Source organism: Proteus vulgaris (assembly GCF_033708015.1).
Lineage (GTDB): Bacteria > Pseudomonadota > Gammaproteobacteria > Enterobacterales > Enterobacteriaceae > Proteus.
In genome coordinates this window covers 3,937,931-3,961,422 of the sequence record NZ_CP137920.1, presented here as the reverse complement: position 1 = coordinate 3,961,422, position 23,492 = coordinate 3,937,931, and the positions used below count along the sequence as shown (strand labels likewise).

At 40.4% G+C, this 23,492-nt stretch carries 24 protein-coding genes; 12 read left to right on the top strand and 12 right to left on the bottom strand.

The window, feature by feature from the left end; translation table 11 throughout:
* Nucleotides 1–21: 21 nt before the first annotated feature.
* A complete protein-coding gene (locus tag SB028_RS18595; RefSeq protein WP_069369508.1) occupies nt 22–774 on the top strand; it encodes an ABC transporter ATP-binding protein in 753 nt (250 codons plus the stop codon).
* Nucleotides 775–826: 52 nt separating this feature from the next.
* Here SB028_RS18595 and SB028_RS18590 read toward each other — a convergent pair whose 3' ends face one another.
* Nucleotides 827–1,255 (bottom strand): hypothetical protein, encoded by a 429-nt coding sequence (locus SB028_RS18590; protein ID WP_069369509.1) that lies wholly within the window; start codon nt 1,253–1,255, stop codon nt 827–829.
* A 438-nt stretch (nt 1,256–1,693) separates the two neighbouring features.
* Here SB028_RS18590 and SB028_RS18585 point away from each other — a divergent pair, with 438 nt between their 5' ends.
* The 9 genes from SB028_RS18585 to SB028_RS18545 all read left to right on the top strand — a co-directional run bounded on the left by SB028_RS18585 (nt 1,694) and on the right by SB028_RS18545 (nt 11,955).
* Nucleotides 1,694–3,280: an FGGY-family carbohydrate kinase gene (locus tag SB028_RS18585; RefSeq protein ID WP_069369510.1), complete on the top strand. Its 1,587-nt coding sequence runs from the start codon at nt 1,694–1,696 to the stop codon at nt 3,278–3,280.
* 50 nt (nt 3,281–3,330) lie between these two features.
* Nucleotides 3,331–4,977, top strand: coding sequence for a signal transduction protein (locus SB028_RS18580; RefSeq protein ID WP_069369511.1), 1,647 nt, complete (start codon nt 3,331–3,333; stop codon nt 4,975–4,977).
* A gap of 10 nt (nt 4,978–4,987) precedes the next feature.
* Nucleotides 4,988–5,917 carry a dihydrodipicolinate synthase family protein gene (locus SB028_RS18575; RefSeq protein ID WP_069369512.1) on the top strand — a complete coding sequence of 310 codons (930 nt, stop codon included), beginning with the start codon at nt 4,988–4,990 and terminating at the stop codon, nt 5,915–5,917.
* Between the two features lie 22 nt (nt 5,918–5,939).
* Nucleotides 5,940–6,992 (top strand): sialidase family protein, encoded by a 1,053-nt coding sequence (locus SB028_RS18570; RefSeq protein WP_069369513.1) that lies wholly within the window; start codon nt 5,940–5,942, stop codon nt 6,990–6,992.
* Nucleotides 6,993–7,012: 20 nt separating this feature from the next.
* Entirely contained in the window at nt 7,013–7,987 is a 975-nt protein-coding gene (locus tag SB028_RS18565) for a tripartite tricarboxylate transporter substrate binding protein (protein ID WP_248620491.1), read from the top strand.
* 61 nt (nt 7,988–8,048) lie between these two features.
* Nucleotides 8,049–8,510 (top strand): tripartite tricarboxylate transporter TctB family protein, encoded by a 462-nt coding sequence (locus tag SB028_RS18560; protein ID WP_069369515.1) that lies wholly within the window; start codon nt 8,049–8,051, stop codon nt 8,508–8,510.
* A 19-nt stretch (nt 8,511–8,529) separates the two neighbouring features.
* Nucleotides 8,530–10,047: a tripartite tricarboxylate transporter permease gene (locus SB028_RS18555; RefSeq protein WP_069369516.1), complete on the top strand. Its 1,518-nt coding sequence runs from the start codon at nt 8,530–8,532 to the stop codon at nt 10,045–10,047.
* A gap of 53 nt (nt 10,048–10,100) precedes the next feature.
* A complete protein-coding gene (locus SB028_RS18550) occupies nt 10,101–11,108 on the top strand; it encodes a LacI family DNA-binding transcriptional regulator (RefSeq protein WP_069369517.1) in 1,008 nt (335 codons plus the stop codon).
* A 256-nt stretch (nt 11,109–11,364) separates the two neighbouring features.
* Complete coding sequence (locus SB028_RS18545; RefSeq protein WP_069369518.1) at nt 11,365–11,955, top strand: DUF4291 domain-containing protein; 591 nt, start codon at nt 11,365–11,367, stop codon at nt 11,953–11,955.
* 50 nt (nt 11,956–12,005) lie between these two features.
* On the opposite strand, the gene metF is transcribed toward SB028_RS18545, so the two are convergent.
* Complete coding sequence (gene metF, locus SB028_RS18540; RefSeq protein ID WP_069369519.1) at nt 12,006–12,905, bottom strand: methylenetetrahydrofolate reductase; 900 nt, start codon at nt 12,903–12,905, stop codon at nt 12,006–12,008.
* 279 nt (nt 12,906–13,184) lie between these two features.
* Here metF and SB028_RS18535 point away from each other — a divergent pair, with 279 nt between their 5' ends.
* Entirely contained in the window at nt 13,185–13,544 is a 360-nt protein-coding gene (locus SB028_RS18535) for a DUF488 domain-containing protein (protein ID WP_069369624.1), read from the top strand.
* Between the two features lie 112 nt (nt 13,545–13,656).
* Here the strand turns inward: SB028_RS18535 and glpD are convergent, their stop codons facing one another.
* The 6 genes from glpD to gntX all read right to left on the bottom strand — a co-directional run bounded on the left by glpD (nt 13,657) and on the right by gntX (nt 18,969).
* Nucleotides 13,657–15,150, bottom strand: a complete 1,494-nt coding sequence (gene glpD, locus SB028_RS18530; protein WP_069369520.1) for a glycerol-3-phosphate dehydrogenase — start codon at nt 15,148–15,150, stop codon at nt 13,657–13,659.
* Between the two features lie 308 nt (nt 15,151–15,458).
* Nucleotides 15,459–16,217, bottom strand: coding sequence for a DeoR/GlpR family transcriptional regulator (locus SB028_RS18525; protein ID WP_006534541.1), 759 nt, complete (start codon nt 16,215–16,217; stop codon nt 15,459–15,461).
* 38 nt (nt 16,218–16,255) lie between these two features.
* Entirely contained in the window at nt 16,256–17,116 is an 861-nt protein-coding gene (gene glpG / locus SB028_RS18520; protein WP_069369521.1) for a rhomboid family intramembrane serine protease GlpG, read from the bottom strand.
* A 19-nt stretch (nt 17,117–17,135) separates the two neighbouring features.
* Nucleotides 17,136–17,462 (bottom strand): thiosulfate sulfurtransferase GlpE, encoded by a 327-nt coding sequence (gene glpE, locus SB028_RS18515; protein ID WP_069369522.1) that lies wholly within the window; start codon nt 17,460–17,462, stop codon nt 17,136–17,138.
* Nucleotides 17,463–17,637: 175 nt separating this feature from the next.
* Nucleotides 17,638–18,216 (bottom strand): Fe-S biogenesis protein NfuA, encoded by a 579-nt coding sequence (gene nfuA, locus SB028_RS18510; RefSeq protein ID WP_069369523.1) that lies wholly within the window; start codon nt 18,214–18,216, stop codon nt 17,638–17,640.
* 60 nt (nt 18,217–18,276) lie between these two features.
* On the bottom strand, nt 18,277–18,969 hold the full coding sequence (gene gntX, locus SB028_RS18505) for a DNA utilization protein GntX (protein WP_069369524.1): 693 nt from the start codon (nt 18,967–18,969) through the stop codon (nt 18,277–18,279).
* 37 nt (nt 18,970–19,006) lie between these two features.
* Between gntX and bioH the strand changes: the two genes are divergently transcribed.
* Complete coding sequence (bioH, locus tag SB028_RS18500) at nt 19,007–19,780, top strand: pimeloyl-ACP methyl ester esterase BioH (protein ID WP_069369525.1); 774 nt, start codon at nt 19,007–19,009, stop codon at nt 19,778–19,780.
* A 44-nt stretch (nt 19,781–19,824) separates the two neighbouring features.
* Here the strand turns inward: bioH and SB028_RS18495 are convergent, their stop codons facing one another.
* The 4 genes from SB028_RS18495 to feoA all read right to left on the bottom strand — a co-directional run bounded on the left by SB028_RS18495 (nt 19,825) and on the right by feoA (nt 23,337).
* The gene (locus tag SB028_RS18495; RefSeq protein WP_069369526.1) at nt 19,825–20,289 is read right to left on the bottom strand and encodes an OsmC family protein; all 465 of its coding nucleotides are present in this window, start codon (nt 20,287–20,289) and stop codon (nt 19,825–19,827) included.
* Nucleotides 20,290–20,474: 185 nt separating this feature from the next.
* Entirely contained in the window at nt 20,475–20,705 is a 231-nt protein-coding gene (locus tag SB028_RS18490) for a FeoC-like transcriptional regulator (protein ID WP_069369527.1), read from the bottom strand.
* 19 nt (nt 20,706–20,724) lie between these two features.
* Nucleotides 20,725–23,052, bottom strand: coding sequence for a Fe(2+) transporter permease subunit FeoB (gene feoB / locus SB028_RS18485; RefSeq protein ID WP_069369625.1), 2,328 nt, complete (start codon nt 23,050–23,052; stop codon nt 20,725–20,727).
* Between the two features lie 48 nt (nt 23,053–23,100).
* Nucleotides 23,101–23,337: a ferrous iron transporter A gene (feoA, locus tag SB028_RS18480; protein ID WP_069369528.1), complete on the bottom strand. Its 237-nt coding sequence runs from the start codon at nt 23,335–23,337 to the stop codon at nt 23,101–23,103.
* Nucleotides 23,338–23,492 lie beyond the last annotated feature (155 nt).

Sequence of the window (23,492 nt, the reverse complement as noted above, 5' to 3'; positions counted from 1 at the left end):
TTGTCATCATGAAGAGGGGTTATGTTATTAAACGTTGAGAATATAAGTAAGTATTATACTCAAAAAAATAACACACTTTTTGGTGAAAAAGTGAAGGTTATTGACTCACTCTCTTTTAATATTAATGCGAGTGAAGCTTTTGGTTTGGTCGGTGAAAGTGGCAGTGGTAAAAGTACGTTAGCGCGTTTAATTTGTGGATTAGAGTTACCTGATCGTGGGGCTATCTCTTTAAATAATAAACCGGTTACAAAACGACTTCATCGTCAAGGTATAATCAGTATTGTTTTTCAAGATTATATGACTTCTGTTAATCCGACATTAACGGTAGGCGAAATTATTGCTGAGCCGATTAAAATCATTAATCCAAGCATGAGTCATCAAGCATTAAAAACACTTATTTTTTCTTTTTTAGATAAAGTAGAATTACCTAAAAATAGTTATACACGTTATCTATTTGAACTTTCTGGGGGGCAGGCTCAACGAGTATGTTTATGTCGTGCGTTAGCGTCTTATCCAAAACTTATTGTATTAGATGAAGCCCTTAGTTCTTTAGATATTCCAACGCAAGTTCAAATATTGGATTTATTAAAACAGTTAAAAGAAGAATTTACTCTCTCTTATCTTTTTATTAGTCATGATATTCAAACAGTGGCTTATTTTTGCGATAAGGTGATGTTCTTTTTACGAGGTAAAAATATTGAATTATGTGAGATAAATAATCTAGGTAATGTTTCTCATGATTATTCTAAAAAGCTTATTCAATCTGTTATTTAATCAACAAACAGCAATATCTTAACGTATTACTGTTTGTCGAATTTTATTCTCTTTAGAGATTATTTATTAGGTGTTCTTGAACAGCTTTTGCATCGTTTGCGGCATTGAAATCAATACCAAAATTTAACGTGCCTTCTTTGAGTTCAATATTACGTGGTGTTGCCTTAGAGCAGGTAATAGTCTGTATTTTTTCTTTTACTGTTTCTTGTGCTACTTTTGAACTCTCACAAGTATTTATTACGCCTTTTAATCCTTCGCTACAATAACTATCAACACCTGTTGTTTTTAAATCATCAGCTGTGAACGCAGACCAATCAAACACAACTTTGATATCAGCATCACAGCTTTTATTTAAATCAACAACACGAGACTGAATATTCTCCTCGAATTTTTGTTGTAATTCTTTTTCAGCTAATGTCGCAGAAAAGGCAGAAGAAGAAATAAGAAGTAGGGAAAGGCTAATAGCCATATTTTTCAACATAATTAAATGCTCCAAAAAAGAATATATAAATTAAAATGAACATATTAAAAATAAAGTAATAGCGTGTTATAGCAATAGGAATATTATTATTTTTAATTTCATTATTTTTTGAATAATATCTCATCATTATTAATGAGATACCTTTTAATAAAATTTAGAGAATTATCCAGATATTATTATTTTAATAAGTATTCTTGCTGATTTTATTTATTAAATGTTCGTTAGTTTCATAACGAACATAATCGATTCAGTACATCATCTAAATAATGCATAAAGCCAAATAAATAAATTATCAATAAAATCATTAAGTTAAATTATCTATGTAGATCTGCATCACAAACTAATCTTATAGTGATTGTTTTTTCGTCATGCTCGAATTAACTTGCTAACTCGAAGTAGCAAAAATTAGCATAGCGTTAGCAAATGATGAGGGTTCGCATGGAACAACAATATTTTATTGGCGTTGATGTTGGCTCAGCCAGTGTCCGTGCAGCGGTATTTGATAGCAATGGAAAGCGTTTGGGCTTTTCTGTCCGCCCTATTGCTCAATTTCGCCCAAAAACGGATTTCGTTGAGCAATCGTCTACCGATATTTGGCAGCAGGTTTGTACGACCGTAAAAGAATCGGTGGCGTTATCTGCTATTGATCCTATCCATGTGAAGTCTATTGGTTTTGATGCCACTTGTTCTTTAGTTGCTGTGGGTAAGGACGGTAAGGGACTGTCTGTTTCACCAAGCGGTAAAGTGGAACACGATATCATCATGTGGATGGATCACCGTGCTGTACAAGAAACGGTCACCATCAATTTGACGAATGATCCTTCACTGCGATATGTCGGTGGTGAAGTGAGTATTGAAATGGAATTGCCAAAAATTCTGTGGTTAAAAAATCATTATCCAGAGCGTTATCAAAACGTATGGCGATTCTTTGATTTAGCTGATTTTTTAGTTTGGAAAGCAACATCAGGGGATGTAGCAAGTACTTGTACATTAACCTGTAAATGGAATTATTTAGCCCATCAGGGGCAATTTAGTGAGAGTTTGTTAGCCGATGTAGGTTTGGATGAATTATTAGAAAAAGTACCACAAACCATTCTTGCGTTAGGTGAACAAGCGGGTTGTTTAGATGAGTCAGTTGCTAATGCGTTTGGCTTGCACACAGGTGTCATTGTTGCTTCAGGCATTATTGACGCGCATGCAGGTGGTTTGGCATTAACGGCATCACAACCTGAAGGGAGTTTAGCCATTATCAGTGGTACGTCTAACTGCCACATGATCGTAAGCCAATATCCCATTATGGTACCCGGTGTTTGGGGACCTTATTTTGGCGCGATGTTGCCCGAATTATGGCTAAACGAAGGGGGTCAAAGTGCCGCTGGTGCGTTAGTTGAATGGTCTATCCGCCGTCATGAGTCATGGGCTGAATTAGAGCAAGAAGCGAATGAAAAAGGGGTTAACTACTATGCCCTATTAAACGAAGCTGTCGCTGAATTGGAAGAAAATGAACAATATCCAACTGCTCAGTTTCATGTTTTAGCGGATCACCATGGTAATCGCTCTCCACGCGCAAACCCTGCTGCCAAAGGCATGGTAAGTGGATTAACGCTGGAAAGTGGTCGTGTTGCATTGGCTCGTTATTATCTTGCGACACTGCAATCTATTGCTTATGGCACACGCCATATTATTGACACTCTTGAAGATGCTGGACATCAAATCAATCGCATTGTGATGTGTGGTGGCGCCACAAAAAATCCATTGTGGCTACGTGAATACGCTAATGCAACAGGCCGTGAAATTCATTTAGCACAAGAAGAAGATGCGGTGAATTTAGGAGCAGCATTATTAGGTGCCGTAGCGTGTAAAGCCTTTGATGATTTCTCTAAAGCTGCCAGTGCAATGGTGCGAGAAGGTGGCATTATCACACCAGATAGCGACACATTTGCCTTCCATCAGGCTAAATATCAAGTTTATTTGCAGATGTACCAAGATCAGCAGCGTTATAACGAAATGATGTCAGATTGTTGACCTCTAATTTTTCCGATTATGTACCGAGTTTACCTTACCAGGGATATCTTATGTTGAACTTAAATCTACCAAACTTACCAACAACCATCACAGCAGGTCAGAACGAGATCCTGATGGTCACTAACGCAGACTTACGTGAGCCTGCAAACGTAACGTGCTGGCCTGTACAGAAAAAATTTGAAGATAAACTGGCCGCGGCATTAGAAGCCCAAGGTTACAAAATGAAGCGTGCTCATGAAATTAATGAAGCTCGCGGTCATGGTTTTATCAGTAGTCAGCGCGAAGGTTGCGATATGTTTGCCGCAATCGATCCGAATGCTCCGGTTATCGTGTTATTAACCGCGTGGCAATATTCACACCATATTGCCTCTTCTTTAGCACACCATCGTGGTCCTATTTTACTGCTGGCTAACTTTGATGGTACATGGCCAGGTCTGGTGGGCATGTTGTGTTTAGCGGGTACGATGACCAGTTTAGGTAAAAATTATTCACGTTTATGGTCAGAAGAGTTTGATGATGAATTCTTTGTAGATGGCTTAGCGACTTGGTTAAAATATGGTTATGTAAATCATAAGCTTAGCTATCTTACGGATATTGCGCCAACACACAGGGTAATGGCGACAGAAGCTGGCGAAGTGGGTCGTAAAGTCGGCGAATATATAATTAAAAATAAAGAAATAATAGGTTTGTTCGATACATTCTGTATGGGAATGATTAACGGGGTCTTCCCACAACAGGCCATGATCAATATTGGTATGCCAATTGAATCTCTTTCTCAATCTGCGTTACTGGTCGAAATGGCGAAAGTACCGACAGAGTTAAGAGAGGCATGTTTACAGTGGTACGAGGATAACGGGATGACGTTTATGTTTGGTCAAGATGACAAAACTGAACTCACTCGTGAACAAGTGATGGAGCAGTGTGCCATGATGATTGCCATGGCGCGTTTCGTAAAACGTTTTGGTTTAACCGCAGTGGGTGTGCAATATCAGCAGGGCTTAAAAGATTGTTGCCCAGCGTCTGATTTTGCTGAAGGTGCGATTGGTTCAACCGCGCGTTTTCCGTTGCCAGATGAAAACGGTGAGATTATCTGCCCTAATACGCCAATTCCTTGCATCAATGAAGTGGATATGGGTACGGCTATTCCTCAAACGATGTTATGGCGTTTATTAACATCATTAGGATTACCAGCTGAAACCACACTACATGATATTCGTTGGGGTAGTGAGTATGAAGGAACATTCTACTGGGATATGGAAATTTCAGGATCTGTTCCTTTTGAACACCTCAAAGGCGGCCTAAAAGGCGCAACAGGTTATCGCCAGCCTCCGATGTTCTTCCCTAAAGGAGGGTCAACTATCGCAGGTCAAGGCAAGGCAGGTCGCTTGTTATGGAGCCGTGCACACTATGAAGGTACGGATGTAATTATGCATATCGGTACTGGTGTGGCGGTAGAACTACCTGAAGCAGAGTTTGAACGTCGCCGTAGAGCAACTAACTACGAATGGCCATTATTAAACTGCACGTTGGATGGTGTAACACGTGATGACCTTATGGCGGGACATCAAAGTAACCACATTACGGTGGCTTATGTTGATGAAGATAAATTGGCGTTTGTGCTAAAAGCCTTCGTGGCGCAAGCACTGACTCAAGGTATCCAAGTGAAAGTGGCAGGTGATGCCATTAACTTACTGTAAGGAATTGATGATGAGCCAGCAAAAATACGTCGGTGTTTGGCCTGTTATGCTAACCCCTTTTGATGCCAAAGGGGAGATTGATTGGGCGTCATTAGCGCGCCTTGTAGATTGGTATATTGATTCTGGTGTACATGGACTCTTTGCCGCCTGCCAATCAAGCGAAATGTTTTATTTAAGTGATGAGGAAACGCAAGCACTTACCCGCTTTATCGTTGAAAAAGCAGATGGAAGAGTCCCCGTAGTAGCTTCGGGTCATACTGCAACCGCATTAAGTCAGCAAAAAGAACAATTGCAGGCAATGGCGGATACAGGCGTCGATGGCGTCATTATGATCAGTAATCGCTTGGCTCTTGTCGGGGAGTCGGATGAGAAAGCGTTGGAAACACTGCAAGTGTTAACCAATGTGGTACCTAAAGAGATTGATTTGGGTATCTATGAATGCCCTTATCCTTACAAGCGTTTGTTATCTGAAGAAATTGTAGAGTGGTGTGCACAAAGTAATCGCTTTACCTTTATCAAAGATACGTGCTGTTCTCTTCCGATGATAGAACGTCGTTTGGCATTATCAAAAGGGACTCGCTTGCATCTTGCAAACGCCAACAGTCAAACGTTATTAGCTTCATTCCAAGCAGGATGTCAGGCATATAGCGGTGTTATGGCAAACTTCCATCCGGAGCTTTATGTTTGGCTTTATGAGAATTGGAAAAATAAACCAGAGCAGGCTGCGGTGTTAGCTGATTATTTATCAACAGCAGCGATGACCGAAACTCTGGATTATCCAGCATGCGCTAAATATCATCAGCGCCTGATTGGTAACTTCAGCACACTGGTCTGCCGTTCCCGTAACAGCAGTCAGTTTGAAAACTCATTTTTCCCTTCTGCCGTCAATAGCATGACTGCATTGGGTGAGAATATGAAGAAGTGGCTTTCGTTAGATTAATTTAGGACACAGGAGTAGGAATATGCCTTTCGTGATGAAGGAAACCCAGTTTGTGCTTGATAATGCACATTCACTTTTTAATCACTGCCATGCTTCAACGATTGTGCGTGTGCCTAACTCTGAGCGTTTGTTAACCGCTTTTTTCGCTGGTGATAAAGAAGGTAGCGGTAATACCGCTATCTGGCTAGTGATGAAAGAGGGTGATCATTGGCAACATGCTCAACCTGTTGTTAAAAATCTGGGTGTTGCGCACTGGAATCCCGTTTTACATGTTGACCCATCAACAGGTAATATCTGGCTGTTTTATAAAACGGGTCCCGACGTACATAGTTGGACGACCCAATACGTTATCTCGAAGGATGGCGGAAATAGTTGGGGTTTACCGAGAGAATTGGTTTCTGGTGATGTCGCACCTAGAGGTCCTGTGAAAAATAAAGTGTTAGTGATGTCGAATGGCGAGTGGTTGGCACCAGGATCGGTGGAGGATGACCAATTCTGGGATGCGTTTGTCGATATTTCGAGTGACAACGGTCAACATTGGCTGCGAGTCGATATTCCAATTGAGCATCATAAAGGTGAACAAGCGGAACATGAAATCTGGCAGGGTTTAAAGGACGATGCCCTATGGGAGACTGATTTACAACGTGTTTTTCAATGGGATGGCGTGATACAGCCAACACTATGGGAATCCCAGCCTGGGCATGTGCATGCCATGATGCGGAGTACGCGCGGTACTATTTATCGTAGCGATTCAACGGATTATGGGCGCAATTGGTGTCCGGCTTATGCAACAATATTACCAAATAATAATAGCGGCATTGATGTCGTCTCCTTCGCAGATGGTCAACTGGCATTGGTGTATAACCCGAATTCAGGTAACTGGAGTCGTCGTTATCCTATCTCTGTCAGTCTTTCATCCGATAATGGCAGTACTTGGTCTGAACCATTCGATTTACTCGATGGGGAAGGCGAATTTTCATATCCGGCTATTATTGCTGAAAACAATACCCTACACGTGACCTTTACTTGGAATCGAAAAAACATTGTTTATCAGCAATTAATAGCTACTCAATAAAAATGTGGAGAAAGGGTTTTATGAAAAAGAGTCTACTCGCAGCGTTGGCGATTACGATGACACTGGGCATGGGGAACGCAGTTGCCCAACAGTTAACGTATCCTACAAAAAATATTGATGTTGTCATTCCGAAAAATCCAGGTGGGGGTACTGATACTTCTGCTCGTACTATCATTGAATTTGCAAAAGATGTTATGCCAGCGGGGCGCATTTTCGTTCCCGTGAATAAACCTGCAGGTAATGGTTTAACAGGTCTGATTGAAGTGGCTAATGCGCGCCCTGATGGTACAAAATTAGTGATGACAACGGTTGAACTCGCGATGTTCCCACACCAAGGAAAATCACCCGTTACTTATAAAGACTTCACGCCAATTGCAACAACTATCGCTGATCCAGTGGTATTAGTTGTTAACGCAGAATCACCTTACACCACGTTACAAGAGTTTATCGATGGCGCAAAAGCGAATCCAGGTAAACTGAAAGTCGGTAACTCCGGTATGGGGGCTATTTATCACTTAGCGGGTGTTAATATCGAACGTACCACAGGTACTAAATTTAACCATATCCCTTATAACGAAGGTACTGGTCCATCAATCGCTGCTTTAGTGGGTAACCATATCGATGGTGTATTAACAACGCCAGGTGCTGTTAAATCTCAAGTTGATGCCGGTATTCTACGTGTTCTTGGTGTAATGGATGAGCGTCGCTTCCCACTATTCCCAGCCGTTCCTACTTTCAAAGAAGCATTGAAATTAGACACTAACGTGAAAATGCGTGCTTGGGCTGTATTAGCAACAACGGCTAATGTACCTGATAACGTGAAGAACGAGTTAGTTGGTGCATTCTCTGAAGTGGTTCAAAAACCTGAATATCAAGAAGCACTGAAAAAACAAGGTATTATGCCTGTATTTATCACGGGTGACGATGCTTACGAAATGATGAAAGAAGATCATGAGATGTATGCTGAGCTCATTTCAACAACCCTGAAAAAATAACTTTTCTATTATTATAAACCACCCTACCTGTTACGGCAGGTAGGGTCGGGGAGATCCCGACATGACAAAAATCAATACAATCATCGGTGCGATTTCAGTGGCCTTCGGGGCACTTATTATCTATCTCTCCCGTGATATGAGCATGTTTGATGATTATGGTGTACCAGGGGAGCGTTTCTGGCCTTACGGTTTAGCCATTTTATTTATTTTACTGGGGATTTTTCAATGGATCAGTGTTGTGGTTGATAAAATCAAACATGTACACCAATCTGTTGATCTGAGCTCTACCGCAGTTAAACGCGCTTATGGTTTAGGCCTCTTTATGTTGGTCTATGCCACTGGCCTGCACTTTTTTGGCTTTATTATTCCGTCACTGCTTCTTATCCCAGTCATTATGTGGCTGATGAATGAAAGAAAACCTATTGCATTGGTTATTATTCCGATTGTAATGGTTGCCGCCGTTTATGTCTTCTTTGACATTATCTTTAATTCACCTCTGCCAACCTCCGTCTTTTTTGAGTAAGCGGTAAAGGAGCTTTGAGATGGAAATACTAGACGCTTTAATGGTCGTTTTCAGTCTGGAAACGATAACGATGATCTTGTTGGGGGTGTTCGCGGGTATTATTATCGGCGCATTACCTGGCCTGACAGTAAATATGGGAATTGCATTACTTCTCCCATTAACTTACTCCTTCCAAGGAATGACGGGGATCCTCCTGTTATTAGGTATGTATTGTGGTGCCGTTTACGGAGGCTCAATTACTGCGATATTAATTAGTACACCGGGTACTCCCGCTTCTGCGGCAACGGTATTGGATGGTTATCCAATGGCGAAAAAAGGGGAAGCAGGAAGAGCACTGGGTTTATCTACGATGGGCTCTATGTTCGGGGGGATCTTTAGTACGATTGCCTTGATTGTTATTGCGCCTCAATTAGCAAAAGTGGCAACAGGTTTCTCTGCGGCTGAATATTTTGCACTCGCGGTATTTGGCATAAGTATTATTACCAGTGTATCATCGCAATCGATTGTGAAAGGATTAATGGGGGGAGCAATAGGTTTAGCGATTGCCACTATTGGACTTGATCCAATGACATCCGGGCCTCGTTTCACCTTTGATACCGTTTACCTAATGGGTGGGGTTTCATTTATTCCTATCTTGGTTGGTCTGTTCGCTTTCTCTCAAGGCTTGATCAGTTTTGAAGAAGAGTACCGTGAGCGTAAGCAGAAAAAGAGTGAAAAAATTAACGCACGTATTCACCGTGTATTACCAACATGGGCTGATTTTAAACGTGTGTTGCCAACGTACTTTCGTTCATCTGCTATTGGTACAACGATTGGGGCTATTCCGGGAACGGGGGGAGATATTTCATCATTTATCTCTTATAACGAAGCAAAACGTTGGTCTAAACACCCTGAAGAGTTTGGTCACGGTTCACCAGAAGGTGTGTCTGCACCAGAAGCGGGTGCAAACTCAGTAACAGGCGGAACCATGGTGCCTTTAATGACCTTAGGTATTCCAGGTGATGGTGCAACAGCCATTATCATGGGTGCATTTATGGTTCAAGGCCTGGCATTAGGTCCTCAGCTCTTTACTGACAATCCTGTTGAAGTTAACAGTATCTTTATTGGTTTGATGATGGCGAATATTTTCCTCGGTATCTTAGGTTTCTTATGTATGAAACTCTTTGTTCGAGTGATGGATGTTCCGCGTCGCGTATTAGTACCCATTATCTTTGTATTATGTAGTGTAGGTGCTTATTCTGTGAACCATAGTATCATCGATGTATTTGTGATGATGGGGGCAGGATTACTCGCTTACATTATGATCAAGCTCGATTTTTCCATGTCTCCTGTGGTTATCGGGATTATCTTAGGGCCGATGGCAGAATCAAACTTACGTCGTGCTTTAATGATGTCTCAGGGTGATTTATCTATCCTGTATACACGCCCGATTACAGCGACATTTTTAGGTATTGCGATATTGACGTTGATCCTACCTATTATTGGACCTTCGTTAAAAGCAATGTGGAAGAAATACCGAGCTAAGCCTGCTCAGTAAGGTTAACTGGCCCTCATCATTAAGGTGAGGGCAATATCAATGATGGAATATTAATGGCAAAAACAGTTGAACAGATTGCAAATGACCTGAATTTGTCTATTACCACAGTCAGATTGGTATTAAATGGCAAAGGTGATCAATACCGGATCAGTGCAAAAACGCAAAAGAAGATAGCGGACTATGTTGAGGTATTTGGTTATACTGTCAACCATGCCGCTAGAAGCTTAAAACTTAATAAAACAGATACCTACGGATTAGTTATCCCTCGCCTTTCTAACCCATTCTTCGCTGCTTTGGCTGAAAAATTAGAAATGCATTGTCACCAAATCGGTTGTCAGCTAACGATTAGTTGTACCTATGGTGATATCAAAAATGAAAATAAGCTCGTTAAATCAATGGATGAGCGCAATGTTGATGGCATTTTTATTGTTTCATCAAGTCGTAAAAATCAGCTACATCATGTTAAGCATCGCCAAAAACCATTGGTTTTTTTAGATAGAGATTTTTCTGTCAGTGAGGCTATTTGTGTTGCTTCCGATAACTGCGATAGCGGTGCCCAGCTCACAAAAGCGATGTTAATCAAACAAGATGCACCCATTCATTTTTTTGCAGGTGATGCGTTGCTTCCTACCATTGCCGCGCGTTTGCGCGGTTATGTGCAAACCATAAAAGGGCATTATGGTGATGATAACCGAGTCACTGTCTCTTATGCTGAGCATAATACGACCAAAGATGGTGAGCAGATGATGAAACAGTATTTGGAGCAATATCAGCAAATTCCCTCTCATTTTATTGCCTCATCATTGCCTATTCTTGAAGGTTTATTGAGTGTTATCCGTCAACGTGAAGGAAGCATTCCTGATCATCTTCATATTGGTACCTTCGATGATCATGTCATGCTCAGTTTTTTACCTAATAATGTGTGGTCAATGAAGCAGGATGAAGCGTTATTAGTTGAAAAGGCCTTTGAAATCATGTCGGCAAAGATAGCTGGCACCGCAGTCAAATCTCCAGCATTAATAAAAACACAGCTTATCGAGCGCCTAATCGCTACCCAATGAGTCAATTAAATCGCTTATTCGCTTTACTTTGTGAGTAGATTAGCAAGATTAATTGACTCATCACTGTATAAATAAAACATAATAGAAACATTAATCTGCTCGTTTTATTGTTATTCTCTTTTTTACTTTTCTAAATGCGCGCTACTCTATTGATAGCATTTTAACAAGAATAGGGGCTCTTGATTATCTCTGGTTAGAGGCTCATAATTTAAGCGAATAGTTCCATTTTATTAATATAAAAGGATATTAAAGAAAGATGAACGATGATGTTGACCGATGTCCTGAGTGTGAAGTAAGGGCATATTATACGAATGATTTTGTTCGTGTTTATCAAGCCTATTCAAATACTATTGCTCAGAGCGCAGTCGCAAACGGAACATTTGTTTCCCCCCCTTTTAGTATGACCCGCATGACTTGGGTAAAACCCTCCTTTCTTTGGATGATGTACCGTTCTGGTTGGGGACGTAAAGACGCTAATCAAGCTTCTATTCTTGCTGTCGATATTACGCATGAAGGTTTTCAAGAGATGCTGACACAAGGTGTGGTGAGTCATTTTGATCCAGACCGCTATGTCAGTGCTGAAGCTTGGAAAGAGGCATCAGAAACCAGTAATATTCGCATTCAATGGGATCCTGAGCGTGATATTTATCTGAATCGGCTCAGTTATCGCACCATACAAATTGGTTTGCGAAATCAAGCCGTTGAAAAATATTGCAAAGAGTGGATTGTGAATATTACCGATATTACCGATAAGGTACATAAAATAGATGCTTGTATTGCTAATGGTGATCTCGACACTGCATACAGCCTATTACCGGTAGAAAAACCATACTATTTTGGTGAGTAATTCATCAATATATCACCCCGCTTAATTGGCGGGGTAATTGTGAGATAAGATCAGACTTGCACAAGCTCAGGACGAACACCGAGCGTATGGCAAATAGCATAAGTTAATTCTGAACGATTAAGTGTATAAAAATGGAAATCTTTGACGCCTTCACGGCTTAAAATTTTCACCATATCAATAGCAATTGAAGCTCCAACTAGGCTCCGGGTTTCCGGATCGTTATCTAACCCATCAAACATTTTATGCATCCAACCTGGAATTTTCACATTGGTTAAACCGGCAAAACGTTTTAGCTGTTTAAAATTAGTGACAGGTAAAATTCCTGGCACAATTTCAACATCAATACCCGTTGAAACACAGCGATCACGAAAACGTAAATAGCTTTCGACATCAAAGAAAAATTGAGTGATCGCGCGATTTGCACCTGCATCGACTTTTCTTTTTAAGTTAATTAAGTCCGCTTGTGCGCTTTTTGCTTCAGGGTGCACTTCAGGATAAGCCGCAACAGAGATATCAAAGTCACCGACATCTTTCAGTAAATGAACCAAATCTGTGGCATACATGTCAGGTTTTTGTGTGTTGTCTGGTAAATCGCCTCGTAAGGCGACAATATGGCGAATACCATTTTGCCAATAATCTTGTGCGATATGTTGTAGTTCTTCACGGCTGGCATCAACACAAGTTAAATGCGGTGCAGCTTCTAATCCTGTGCGCTCTTTAATTCCTTTAATAATCGAGTGTGTTCTATCTCGCTCACCTGAATTTGCACCATAAGTCACAGAAACAAAGCTCGGTTTTAAGGTATTTAAGCGCGCAAGAGATTGCCAAAGGGTATTTTCCATCTCTTCGGTACGAGGTGGAAAAAACTCAAAGGAAACTTGGATCTGACCATCAAGTTCGGCAAGATTTTGGTTTAATGCTTCATGTTGGCTTGCGTGATAAAAGCTCATACCTGTACCTCATCAATTATGTCACTGTGTTGTTATTTTTATTTAAGTATCACTACCTATTTACCCATCTAACCATTTAGACGTCTAGATGTAGATTCTCTTAATTAGGTTATTTAGTCAACACTTATTCGCCCTATTTTTGATGAGGATAATTCAGTCACAATGAGAGAAAAATTCATGTTGTAAACGGTAATGATGAGAAAAGTGAGGAGGTGGCCTGATAAGGTGAGTGATTTTTCTTCTACAATAAAACTAACGAATTTATTAATGGGAGGTGAAATGATCACTTGTAAACGCGTATATCACGATAAAGACGGGACGAATGAAGGTTATCGCGTATTAGTTGATAGATTGTGGCCTAGAGGCGTGAAAAAAACAGATTTTCATTATGATGAGTGGAATAAAGAGGTTGCACCTTCTACCGAATTACGAAAATGGTTTCATGCGGGGAAAGGGGATTTCGCTGAATTTACGCAACGTTATATTGCCGAATTAACAGGTGCTCCTGAACATTGGCAACCTCTCCTAGTGATTGCAAAAAAGCAACCGTTAGTATTACTTTATTCAGGAAAAGATGAACAGCAAAACAATGCAACAGTGTTAAAAAACTTTTTAGAAAAACAACTCATACATTGTTAATCGTTATATTTTTTCATTTTGATAAAAATGTAAAAAAAAGTGGCGCGGTATTAGGCGCCACAAAAATTGCTAATAAAAACATCGAACAGAGTCAGAGAATATTTTGCTACTTTTATGCAGTGTGTGTATTTGCCGTTAACCATTGACTAATACGTTGTTTTTGTTCGTCATTTAGCCACATACCGAGTTTAGTACGACGCCAAATAGCATCATCAACTTCAATAACCCACTCATGTTTCACTAAATAACGTAATTCTGCTTCATACAGATTATGACCGAAGTTTTCACCCATACCTGCTAAATCAGTAATGCCTTCCAGCAGTAATTCAGTATTGCTACCATAAGTGCGAGCAAAACGTAGTGCCAGTGCTTCTGGTAACCAAGGGTGACGTTGACGAATTAAACGTGAATAACCATCACGATCACAACCTTCTAAATTCCCGCCTGGTAATTGACCATTTTTAGTCCACGGTTTACCCATGTTAGGGAAGTAATTGACCAGTTTATCAACGGCATGCTCACCTAATTTACGGTAAGTCGTTAATTTACCACCGAATACAGATAATAGCGGTGTTTGACCATTATCGTCGTGAACATCTAAGGTGTAATCACGGGTGATTGCTTGTGGTGAATCTGATTCGTCGTCACATAATGGACGCACACCAGAGTAATTCCAAACCACATCTTCTTTGGTTAACTGTTTTTTAAAGTGATCGTTATACACTTTCAGTAAATACTGAATTTCGTTGTCATCAATAGCGACATCTTTAGGATCACCTTTATATTCAACATCCGTAGTACCAATGATAGAAAATTCATCCATCCAAGGAATAACAAAGACAATACGGTTATCTTCGTTTTGTAAAATATAAGCTTGGGGTTCGTTATGGGCACGAGGAATAACAATATGGCTACCTTTAATTAAACGGATACCATAAGGTGATTTCAGTTTTAAGCCTTCATCAAACAGTGTCTTAACCCAAGGACCAGCAGCATTGACAAGGGCTTTTGATTGATAGAGCGAAATTTCACCAGTACGTAAATCTTGTGCCTCTACCATCCATAAATTGTTTTCACGCCAAGCACGAGTGACTTTAGTGCGTGTGCGTACTTCACCGCCACGACGGACGATTTCTTGTGCGTTGAGTACCACTAAACGTGCATCATCAACCCAACAGTCTGAATATTCAAAACCGCGTGTTAATTCTGGTTTTAAAACAGAGTTTGCACCAAATTTAATGCCTTTACTGCTGGGTAGGCTGACGCGTTTCCCTAAATGATCATAAAGGAATAGACCAATACGGATCATCCAAGCTGGGCGTAAATGAGGTTGGTGTGGCAGACGGAAACGCATTGGAAATGCAATATGTGGTGCTAAGCGTAATAGCACCTCACGCTCTGCCAGTGCTTCGCTTACTAAGCGAAACTCATAATGTTCCAGATAACGTAAACCACCATGAATAAGTTTAGAGCTCGCGGAAGATGTCGCACTTGCTAAGTCTTGAGCTTCCAGCATAAGTACTGAAAGGCCTCGGCCAGCTGCATCCGCCGCAATTCCAGCGCCGTTTATTCCGCCGCCGATGACAATCAAGTCTTGAGTTTTCATAACATCCTCCTACGAATGCGCGAAACAATTCTTTAATGTTCGTTTTCGCTCATAATTGTAATGAAGTTTGATGAAAATGCCAACTATATAACTGATAAAAAACATAACTGCGTGATATGGATAACAATTTATTATCATATCCACATTTTTTGTGTGCTTATTAAAAAGAAGCAACATCGTTTATGTCTTAATAAAAAAGAGTGAAGGTAAGTCAAAAATAAGAGTAAATAGAATGAGTTACTCAGAGGATTGTGAGAAATTAGTAAAAAAAAGTACCTGATCAGGTACTTTTCGAGGTATTTATTTCATTAACATAATTCGAGTTGAACGTTGTGCTGCTCAACAATTTTTTGGATCCCCGCAGGCGGTTCTTGATCGGTAAATAAGTAATCGATCAGATTCATATTCCCTAAATTCACCATCGCATTACGACCAAACTTAGAATGATCCGTCACCAACATGACACAGCGTGAGTTTTCGATAATTGCGCGTTTAGTTCGAACTTCATGGTAATCGAACTCAAGTAGAGAACCATCCATATCAATGCCGCTTATCCCTAAAATACCGTAATCGAGACGGAATTGAGAGATAAAATCAAGTGTGGCTTCACCGACAATACCGCCATCTCGTGTACGCACTTCACCACCAGCAAGAATTAAGCGAAAGTCTTCTTTACCCATCAGTAGCGTTGCCACATTGAGGTTATTCGTCACGATACGTAGGTTTTTGTGGTTAATTAATGCATGTGCAACCGCTTCAGGTGTTGTACCGATATCAATAAACAGTGTTGCACCATCAGGGATAAGGCTGGCAACACGTTGTGCGATACGTGACTTTTCATCCGACCACATGATTTTACGATCATGATAAGCCGTATTCACTGAGCTTGAAGGTAATGCCGCGCCACCATGGTGACGTTGGATTTTGTTCTTTTCCGCTAATTCGTTTAAATCACGTCGGATTGTCTGTGGGCTGACTTCAAAATGCTCCACCAACTCTTCTGTGCTGACATAGCCTTGCAGGCGTACCAGTTCAATGATGGCATCATGTCGTTGCGTTTGCTTCACAGGTATCCCCTAATGTTAAAAATATTATGTTCATTTTATTATGATCTACGAGATAATTGATGTCGATTATCCCACAAAGCCATCAATAAGCCGATAAGGAAGCCTGCAAAATGTGCAGTGTTCGCAATCGAACCTCCTACTAGGCTATCTAAAACGCCCATATAACCCATAATAATCCACAAAACAGACATCACCAGTAAGCCTGACGGTACGTAAATGCCTTTTTCTGGATTACGTAAACTGGTTAAGCCTGTATAGCCAATTAACGCAAAGGTGACGCCAGAAAGGCCACCAAAGGTTTCAAAGCTAGAACTGATAACAAGTGCCTGCGCCCAATTGCTGACCAGTGCAGAGATAAGTAAGACAACAAACAGTTTACCAGAGCCAATCCGTTGTTCTACTTGACCCGCAAGATACCACCATATCGCCAAGTTAAAGGCGATATGCGTTAAGGAAAAGTGGAGAAATGCCGGTGTAATATAGCGCCATACTTCAAAGTTTAGGCTTTCATCATAAGGCCATGCAAGGTAGGTTAGGACATCTTGGTCACCTAATACTTGTTGTAGGATAAAGATAACGATACATAAAATAACCAAGAGTACCGTTAATGGGCCTGATCGTTGCACCATATTTTTTATCGAAAAGGCGGGGCGATATTTGATACTTGTATTTTTCGGATCACCGGTTTGCCAACTTGCGGCTTGGTAACGTGGGTGAAAAGGCTCACGTAAAAAAACATTTAGTTCTTTTTCAACCATTTCCAATTGATGTTGGTCTTCTAACCAAAGTGAGATCTGCTGATTTTCATTTTTTGCGTGAATTCGCACACCTTTCGTTGCCATGTAATTGACAAATAAATCAGCTGCTTGAGGGTTAGAAAGCGTAATAATGTGGATCATTAACAAAACTCATCTGTAGTTATTGCAGAGAAGTTATCGCTTGTGGAAACTCTCTTAGCCATGCTTCAAAACCACCGTTAATACTATAAACGGTTTCAAAGCCCATATTGACCAGATATTGAGCTGCACCTTGGCTACTATGACCGTGATAACACATCACCATAACGGGCACGTCAAAGTCAGCATCTTGTAAAAATTGGTTTAGCGTATCATTGGTGAGATGAAATGCGCCGGTAGCATGACCAATGCGGTAACTCTGAGGATCTCTAACATCAACCAATATCGCTGATTGAGATGTCCAGAATTGATAGGCTTGTTCAATACTAAGAAATTGAAACTTATCCATAATTGTCTTATTTATTATATTGTTAATTTATTTGTTCTGAGCGAGAGAACGATACATTTATCATAACGTCAAATAGGTAAAGATGACGTTATACTTTGTAAATGATTATTTTAATAAACAAATCCCCCATGATATCAGTGCAGGTGAGTATCATAGGGGATGTGATACTGAGAGATCAGTAGTAGGAATGTTCGCCACGTTGGTGTTCAGTTAAATCTTTCACACCTTTTAACTCATCAGGGAACAGGTTTAACAGTTCTTTTTCAATACCATCTTTTAATGTGACATCAATCATTGAACAACCGTTACAACCACCACCGAATTGTAAGATAGCATAACCATCCTCAGTGATTTCCATTAGGCTAACGCGACCACCATGGCCTGCTAATTGTGGGTTAATTTGTGATTGTAGTACGTATTCTACACGTTCAATTAACGGTGCATCAGCATCGACTTTACGCATTTTGGCGTTAGGTGCTTTCAGCGTTAATTGTGAACCCAGTTGGTCAGTGACAAAGTCAATTTCTGCATCTTCTAAGAAAGGCGCGCTGATATCATCAACATACGCAGAAAGTTTTTCGAACTTAATTTCAGTATCGTTTGGCTCTACGGCATCGGGCGGGCAGTATGAAACGCCACATTCAGCATTAGGTGTGCCCGGGTTGATAACGAATACACGAATTTGGGTGTTGGGTTCTTGATTAGCCAGTAGTTTGGCAAAATGCGCCTGTGCGGCATCAGTAATAGTAATCATATTGTCTTGCTCAATAGTTGACTGTTCTGGTTGGTTATCATACGCCCAATTGGCGGTTAACTACAAGGTTCGACAAATCGCCCATACCTCAACAGAGCGTGCTCCCGCACGAAATAACAAGGGTACAATGCTCTTTAATGTCGCACCAGTAGTGATAACATCATCAATTAGTGCCAGATTTTTCCCTGATACCGACACCGTGTTATTTAATACAAATGCATGCTTTAAATTTTGTTGCCTTTGCTTGGCATTAAGATGCGTTTGCACCAGTGTAGCACGAGTTCTTATCAGGGTATCCGGTTGATAAGCACAATTTAGCCACCTTGCCAAAGGCTTAGCGATAGCTTCTACTTGCTCAAAGCCTCTAGACCAACGGCGATGACGATGTAAAGGAACGCTAATAATTCTATCGGGTTTCTGCACCAAATTTTCTCGCCGATGTGAGAGCCACCGCAAAAGAAAAAGTCGTGCAAGACATAACGCTATTTGAGGGCAAGGTTGATATTTATAAAGGTGTAATAATTTATTTAATGGAGGTTGATAGTCAGTAACTGTCAACATCTGTTTCCATGGTGGAGGTGATTGTAAGCAGTGTCCACATAACATCATGGGGTGAGATGAGGGATATAAACAGCATGGGCAACGGTTATGCTGTTTAGGTAAATAGCGAATACAACTCGAACAAATACCTTTAGTATCATAATGTAAGGGTTGGCGACATAACCAACAATATCCTGCTATTGTTATCCACATAATGAAAATCCCTGAATTAAGAGAAGAGAGCATAACAATGAATAAATTGTATTGGCAGACAATAGGTGAAGGAAATACGCATCTTGTGCTATTACATGGATGGGGATTGAATGCAGAGGTCTGGCAATCATTAATACCGCGACTAAACTCGCATTTTACACTGCATCTTGTTGATTTACCGGGCTACGGTCGTAGCCAAGGTTATCCTGTTCTCACATTAAAAGAGATGGCTGACATTGTTTTTGCCAAAGCCCCTGAGCATGCTATTTGGTTAGGATGGTCTTTAGGCGGATTAGTGGCGAGTCGCGTTGCTTTGGATAATCCCAATAATGTGCAAGCATTGATTACGGTAGCGTCTTCACCTTGCTTTGGTGCTCATGACGATTGGCCGGGCATCAAACCTGAGGTTTTAAAAGGATTTGAACAACAGTTAAATGAGCATTTCCATCGTACCGTTGAACGTTTTTTGGCACTGCAAACATTGGGTACTCAGAGTGCTCGCGAAGATATGAAGGCATTAAAATCAGTGGTATTAGAGCAGCCGCTCCCTTCTGTTGAAGTGCTGAATGGGGGATTAGAAATTCTACGTACTGAGGATTTACGAGAAGCGCTAAAAGATCTACAACGCCCTTTTATTCGTTTTTATGGCTATTTAGATGGCTTAGTGCCTCGGAAAGTAGCTGGATTATTAGATGATATTTATCCACATTCACCTTCGGTTATTTTCCGTAATGCAGCCCATGCGCCGTTTATTTCCCATCCTGATGAATTTGCTCAGGCGTTAATTAATGCCTGTAACATGACATCATAACTCACACTCAGAACTGCCCATACTTAAAGGCAGTTCTGGATAATTTATGCTTCTATATTTTTAACACTATGGTGATAGGATGTTTCCAAGATAGGTGCATTTTTAATTGTGTCAGCAATAGGACAAGTACGTTCAATAAAAGCGATAAATGCAGCAATTTCTTCGTCATTGTTATCTGCATCAATAAAGAATTTTGTCGTAATTTTACTAAAACCGATTTTTGCGTTTTTGTTTTTTCCTGTAAAACCATCAATATCTAATTCACCGTTAACCTCAATGCGAAGATCGTTAAGGTTAATTTTGTGCATATTTGCAAAGCTTTTAGCGACAATACCTTTACAAGCACCCAATGTACCCAGTAATGCTTCAACCGGATTCATTGCACTGTCTTTTCCACCTAATGACAAGGGTTCATCAAGTAAAATTTGAAATTGCCGCGATGCACATTGCATCTGTAATCCACCTTGCTTGCCACTGGTAATAATCGACGAAAATTCAGTTATTGGCATAATCTATTATCCTTATATATAATTTCAATTTAGACATATAGACGTCTTTATGTCTATTTTATTATGGTGAGATAATTCGAAAAGTAAACCAATAAAAAGAAGATAAAAAGGTAGATGAGTAATGAGATAAAAAAAATCCTTTATTCTCATAAAGGATTTTGTCTTTGAACAGAGTTAACAACTCGTTAGCGTAATTGATAAAGCTTTGTTTGGCATGCCGTGGCTTCTGGACAATGTTTACAACTGCCTGAGAGACAATCTTCCACTTCGACCTCTTGAAGCTTACCCATCAATGTGAGCCGCTCTAACATTGCTTGTACCAAAGGTTCAGGCATATTGAGTTGATGGCTGATAAGACGGGCATCGGCTCGACCATTAAGGGCGATACAATCACGTACTTCTATCAGACTGGCCATCTTTCATTTCCTTTGTCACTTAGTGACAGCTACCTTTTGAACAACACTGTTTTGCCAATGAAGGTTTATTGCTTAAGTTAATTGTTAGGCGATTACGTGCATTACGCAAGGCGATAAACAGAATTAAGTTAAAGATAATTACGGCAACAATCGTGATAGTGCTGCTTTGTGGGTGCTCGCTAAAGGTTGCCACTTGATAGAACAGGGCTGCCAGTGAGTAAGCAATATTTAATCCCCAAAGGATCGAGAAGGTCATCCAGCCACGACTGGTTTCACGAGCAATAGCTCCCATCACTGAAACACAAGGTACATACAGTAAGACAAAGATTAAGTAGCTATAAGCCGCAATACCTGAGCCAAATTTTGCCCCCATCGTTCCCATTGTACCCGTATCCATTTCACCATCACCTTTACTGGCTTCAATTGGATTAGAAAGTGCGGCTAATGTGAAAGTCTCTTTTAAGCTATCCCATGTTTCACCAAATGCATCACCAATTTCTCCCCACAAATCAAATTCTTCAGGATCAAATGGCTCATTAACAATACTTTCTGCGGTATAGAGGGTATTTAATGTTCCGACAACCACTTCTTTTGCCATTGCACCAGTGACTAAACCCACTGTTGCTTGCCAGTTATCATTGTGAACACCAATAGGTTGCAGTAATGGCGTGATCACTTTACTGACAGAAGCTAATGCAGAATCATTGATGTTATCTGCGGGTTTACCAGAGAAGGTGAAGCTATTTAGTGCACCAATAAACATACTGGCAATAATGATGACTTTACCTGCTCGTATCACGAAACCTTTTAGACGTTGCCATGTTTGCATGAGTAACGTTTTTAGGTGAGGAACGTGATAAACAGGTAGCTCCATCACGAAAGGTGACGCTTCACCGCGCATAATGGTGTGTTTTAGCAGTAAGCCTGTGAGGATAGCAACGACAATACCCAGAAGGTAAAGAGAGAAAACAACACTCGCGCCGTTTTTACCAAAGAAAGCAGCCGCAAATACCGCGAAGATGGCTAAACGTGCACCACAAGACATAAAGGGTGCCATTAATATGGTAATTAACCGCTCTCTTGGTGCATCAAGAGTACGGGCACCCATAATGGACGGTACATTACAACCAAAACCGACAATCAGTGGTACGAATGATTTACCTGGTAAACCCAGAGCTTGCATCAATCTATCCATAACGAATGCGGCGCGAGCCATATAACCTGAATCTTCCAGAATAGATAAAAAGAGGTACATCATCCCGATTTGTGGTACCAATGGCAGAACAGTATTGATACCGCCACCGACACCTTGAGCAAGGAAAATTGTTAACCATTCAGGGAAGTTAAAAGTTGCACCAACCCATTGAATGCCATGAATAAAGATAGCTTCGGAGCCACCTTCAAAAGCAGGTTGTAAAGCACCACCGATATTAATGGCGAGGACAAACATTAAATACATCACAAACAGGAAGATAGGAACACCTAACCAACGGTTTAATATCACTTTATCGATATTTTGCGTCAGGATATTAGGTTTAATGGCTTCCATATTAATGACGGTATGGCAGATGCGCTCAATATTTTGATAACGAGCATCAGCGATGACGAGCTCGGGTTCATTATTCTGTTCATCTTGAATGCGTTGGCGGATGATTTTGATATCTTCATTCGTGATTTGAGCTCGTTGGTGAGTATAGATATCACCCTCTAAGCACTGTAATGCCATCCAACGACGTTGTTGTAAATTAAATTCATCATGATTAATTTTTTCAGCAAGTGCCTCAACTTCATTTAATAACCATAGTGGATAAGAAGTCAGTAATTCTTGAGGTTTTTTCTTTTCAGCAGGGAAGGTATCAATGGCTTCTTTGAGCTTATCAATGCCAGATGCTTTGGTTGAAATCATTGGAATAACAGGGCAACCCAGTTGCTCTGAAAGTGCCTTGATATCAATTTGCATATCTTGGTGTTCTGCAATATCGAGCATGTTTAACGCCACGATACATGGAATACCGAGCTCAAGCAGTTGCAATGTCAAATAGAGGTTACGCTCAAGGTTGGATGCATCAACTACGTTAATCAGCATGTCTGCTTCATTACTTAAAATGAAATGACAGGCAATTTGCTCATCAAGTGATGTCTGTTCTGATATTGTCGTTAAAGAGTAAGTTCCGGGTAAATCGACGAGCTCAATTTTATGATTTGCTGTTGTGAAGCGACCAACTTTGCGTTCGACCGTTACACCTGCCCAGTTACCAACACGTTGACGAGAGCCTGTTAACTGATTAAAGAGTGTTGTTTTACCGGCATTGGGATTACCGATAAGGCCTATAGTGAGAGGAGTCATAATAGTGATGCCAATAGTTGTCTTGCCTGGTTGAATGAGAAATAACAATTATTTTTCGTGATGAACGACTTCGCTAAGATTAATGAGAGCGAGATCTTTTTTCCTCAAAATTAAGGATACTCGGTGCGTCTCTATTTGAATAGGATCACCCAGTGGCGCGATACGAATAACGTTAAACACAGCGCCAGGTAGCATACCTAAAGATAATAGTTTCTGTCTGTATGCAGGGCTAATCTGAGGTGAGTAGCTCAAGATTTTATAACTGTGATTAGGGATCAGAGACATAATTGTCCTTCCACGAATATTGATACAAAAAATAGTGATATTGATAAGTATTAACGAGTATGAGAATTCACATAATAGTAGTCAGGTTAATTATAATAAATATTTTTAATGCTAATGAGAATTATAATTATCCTTATTGGGTATAATTTAGCCTA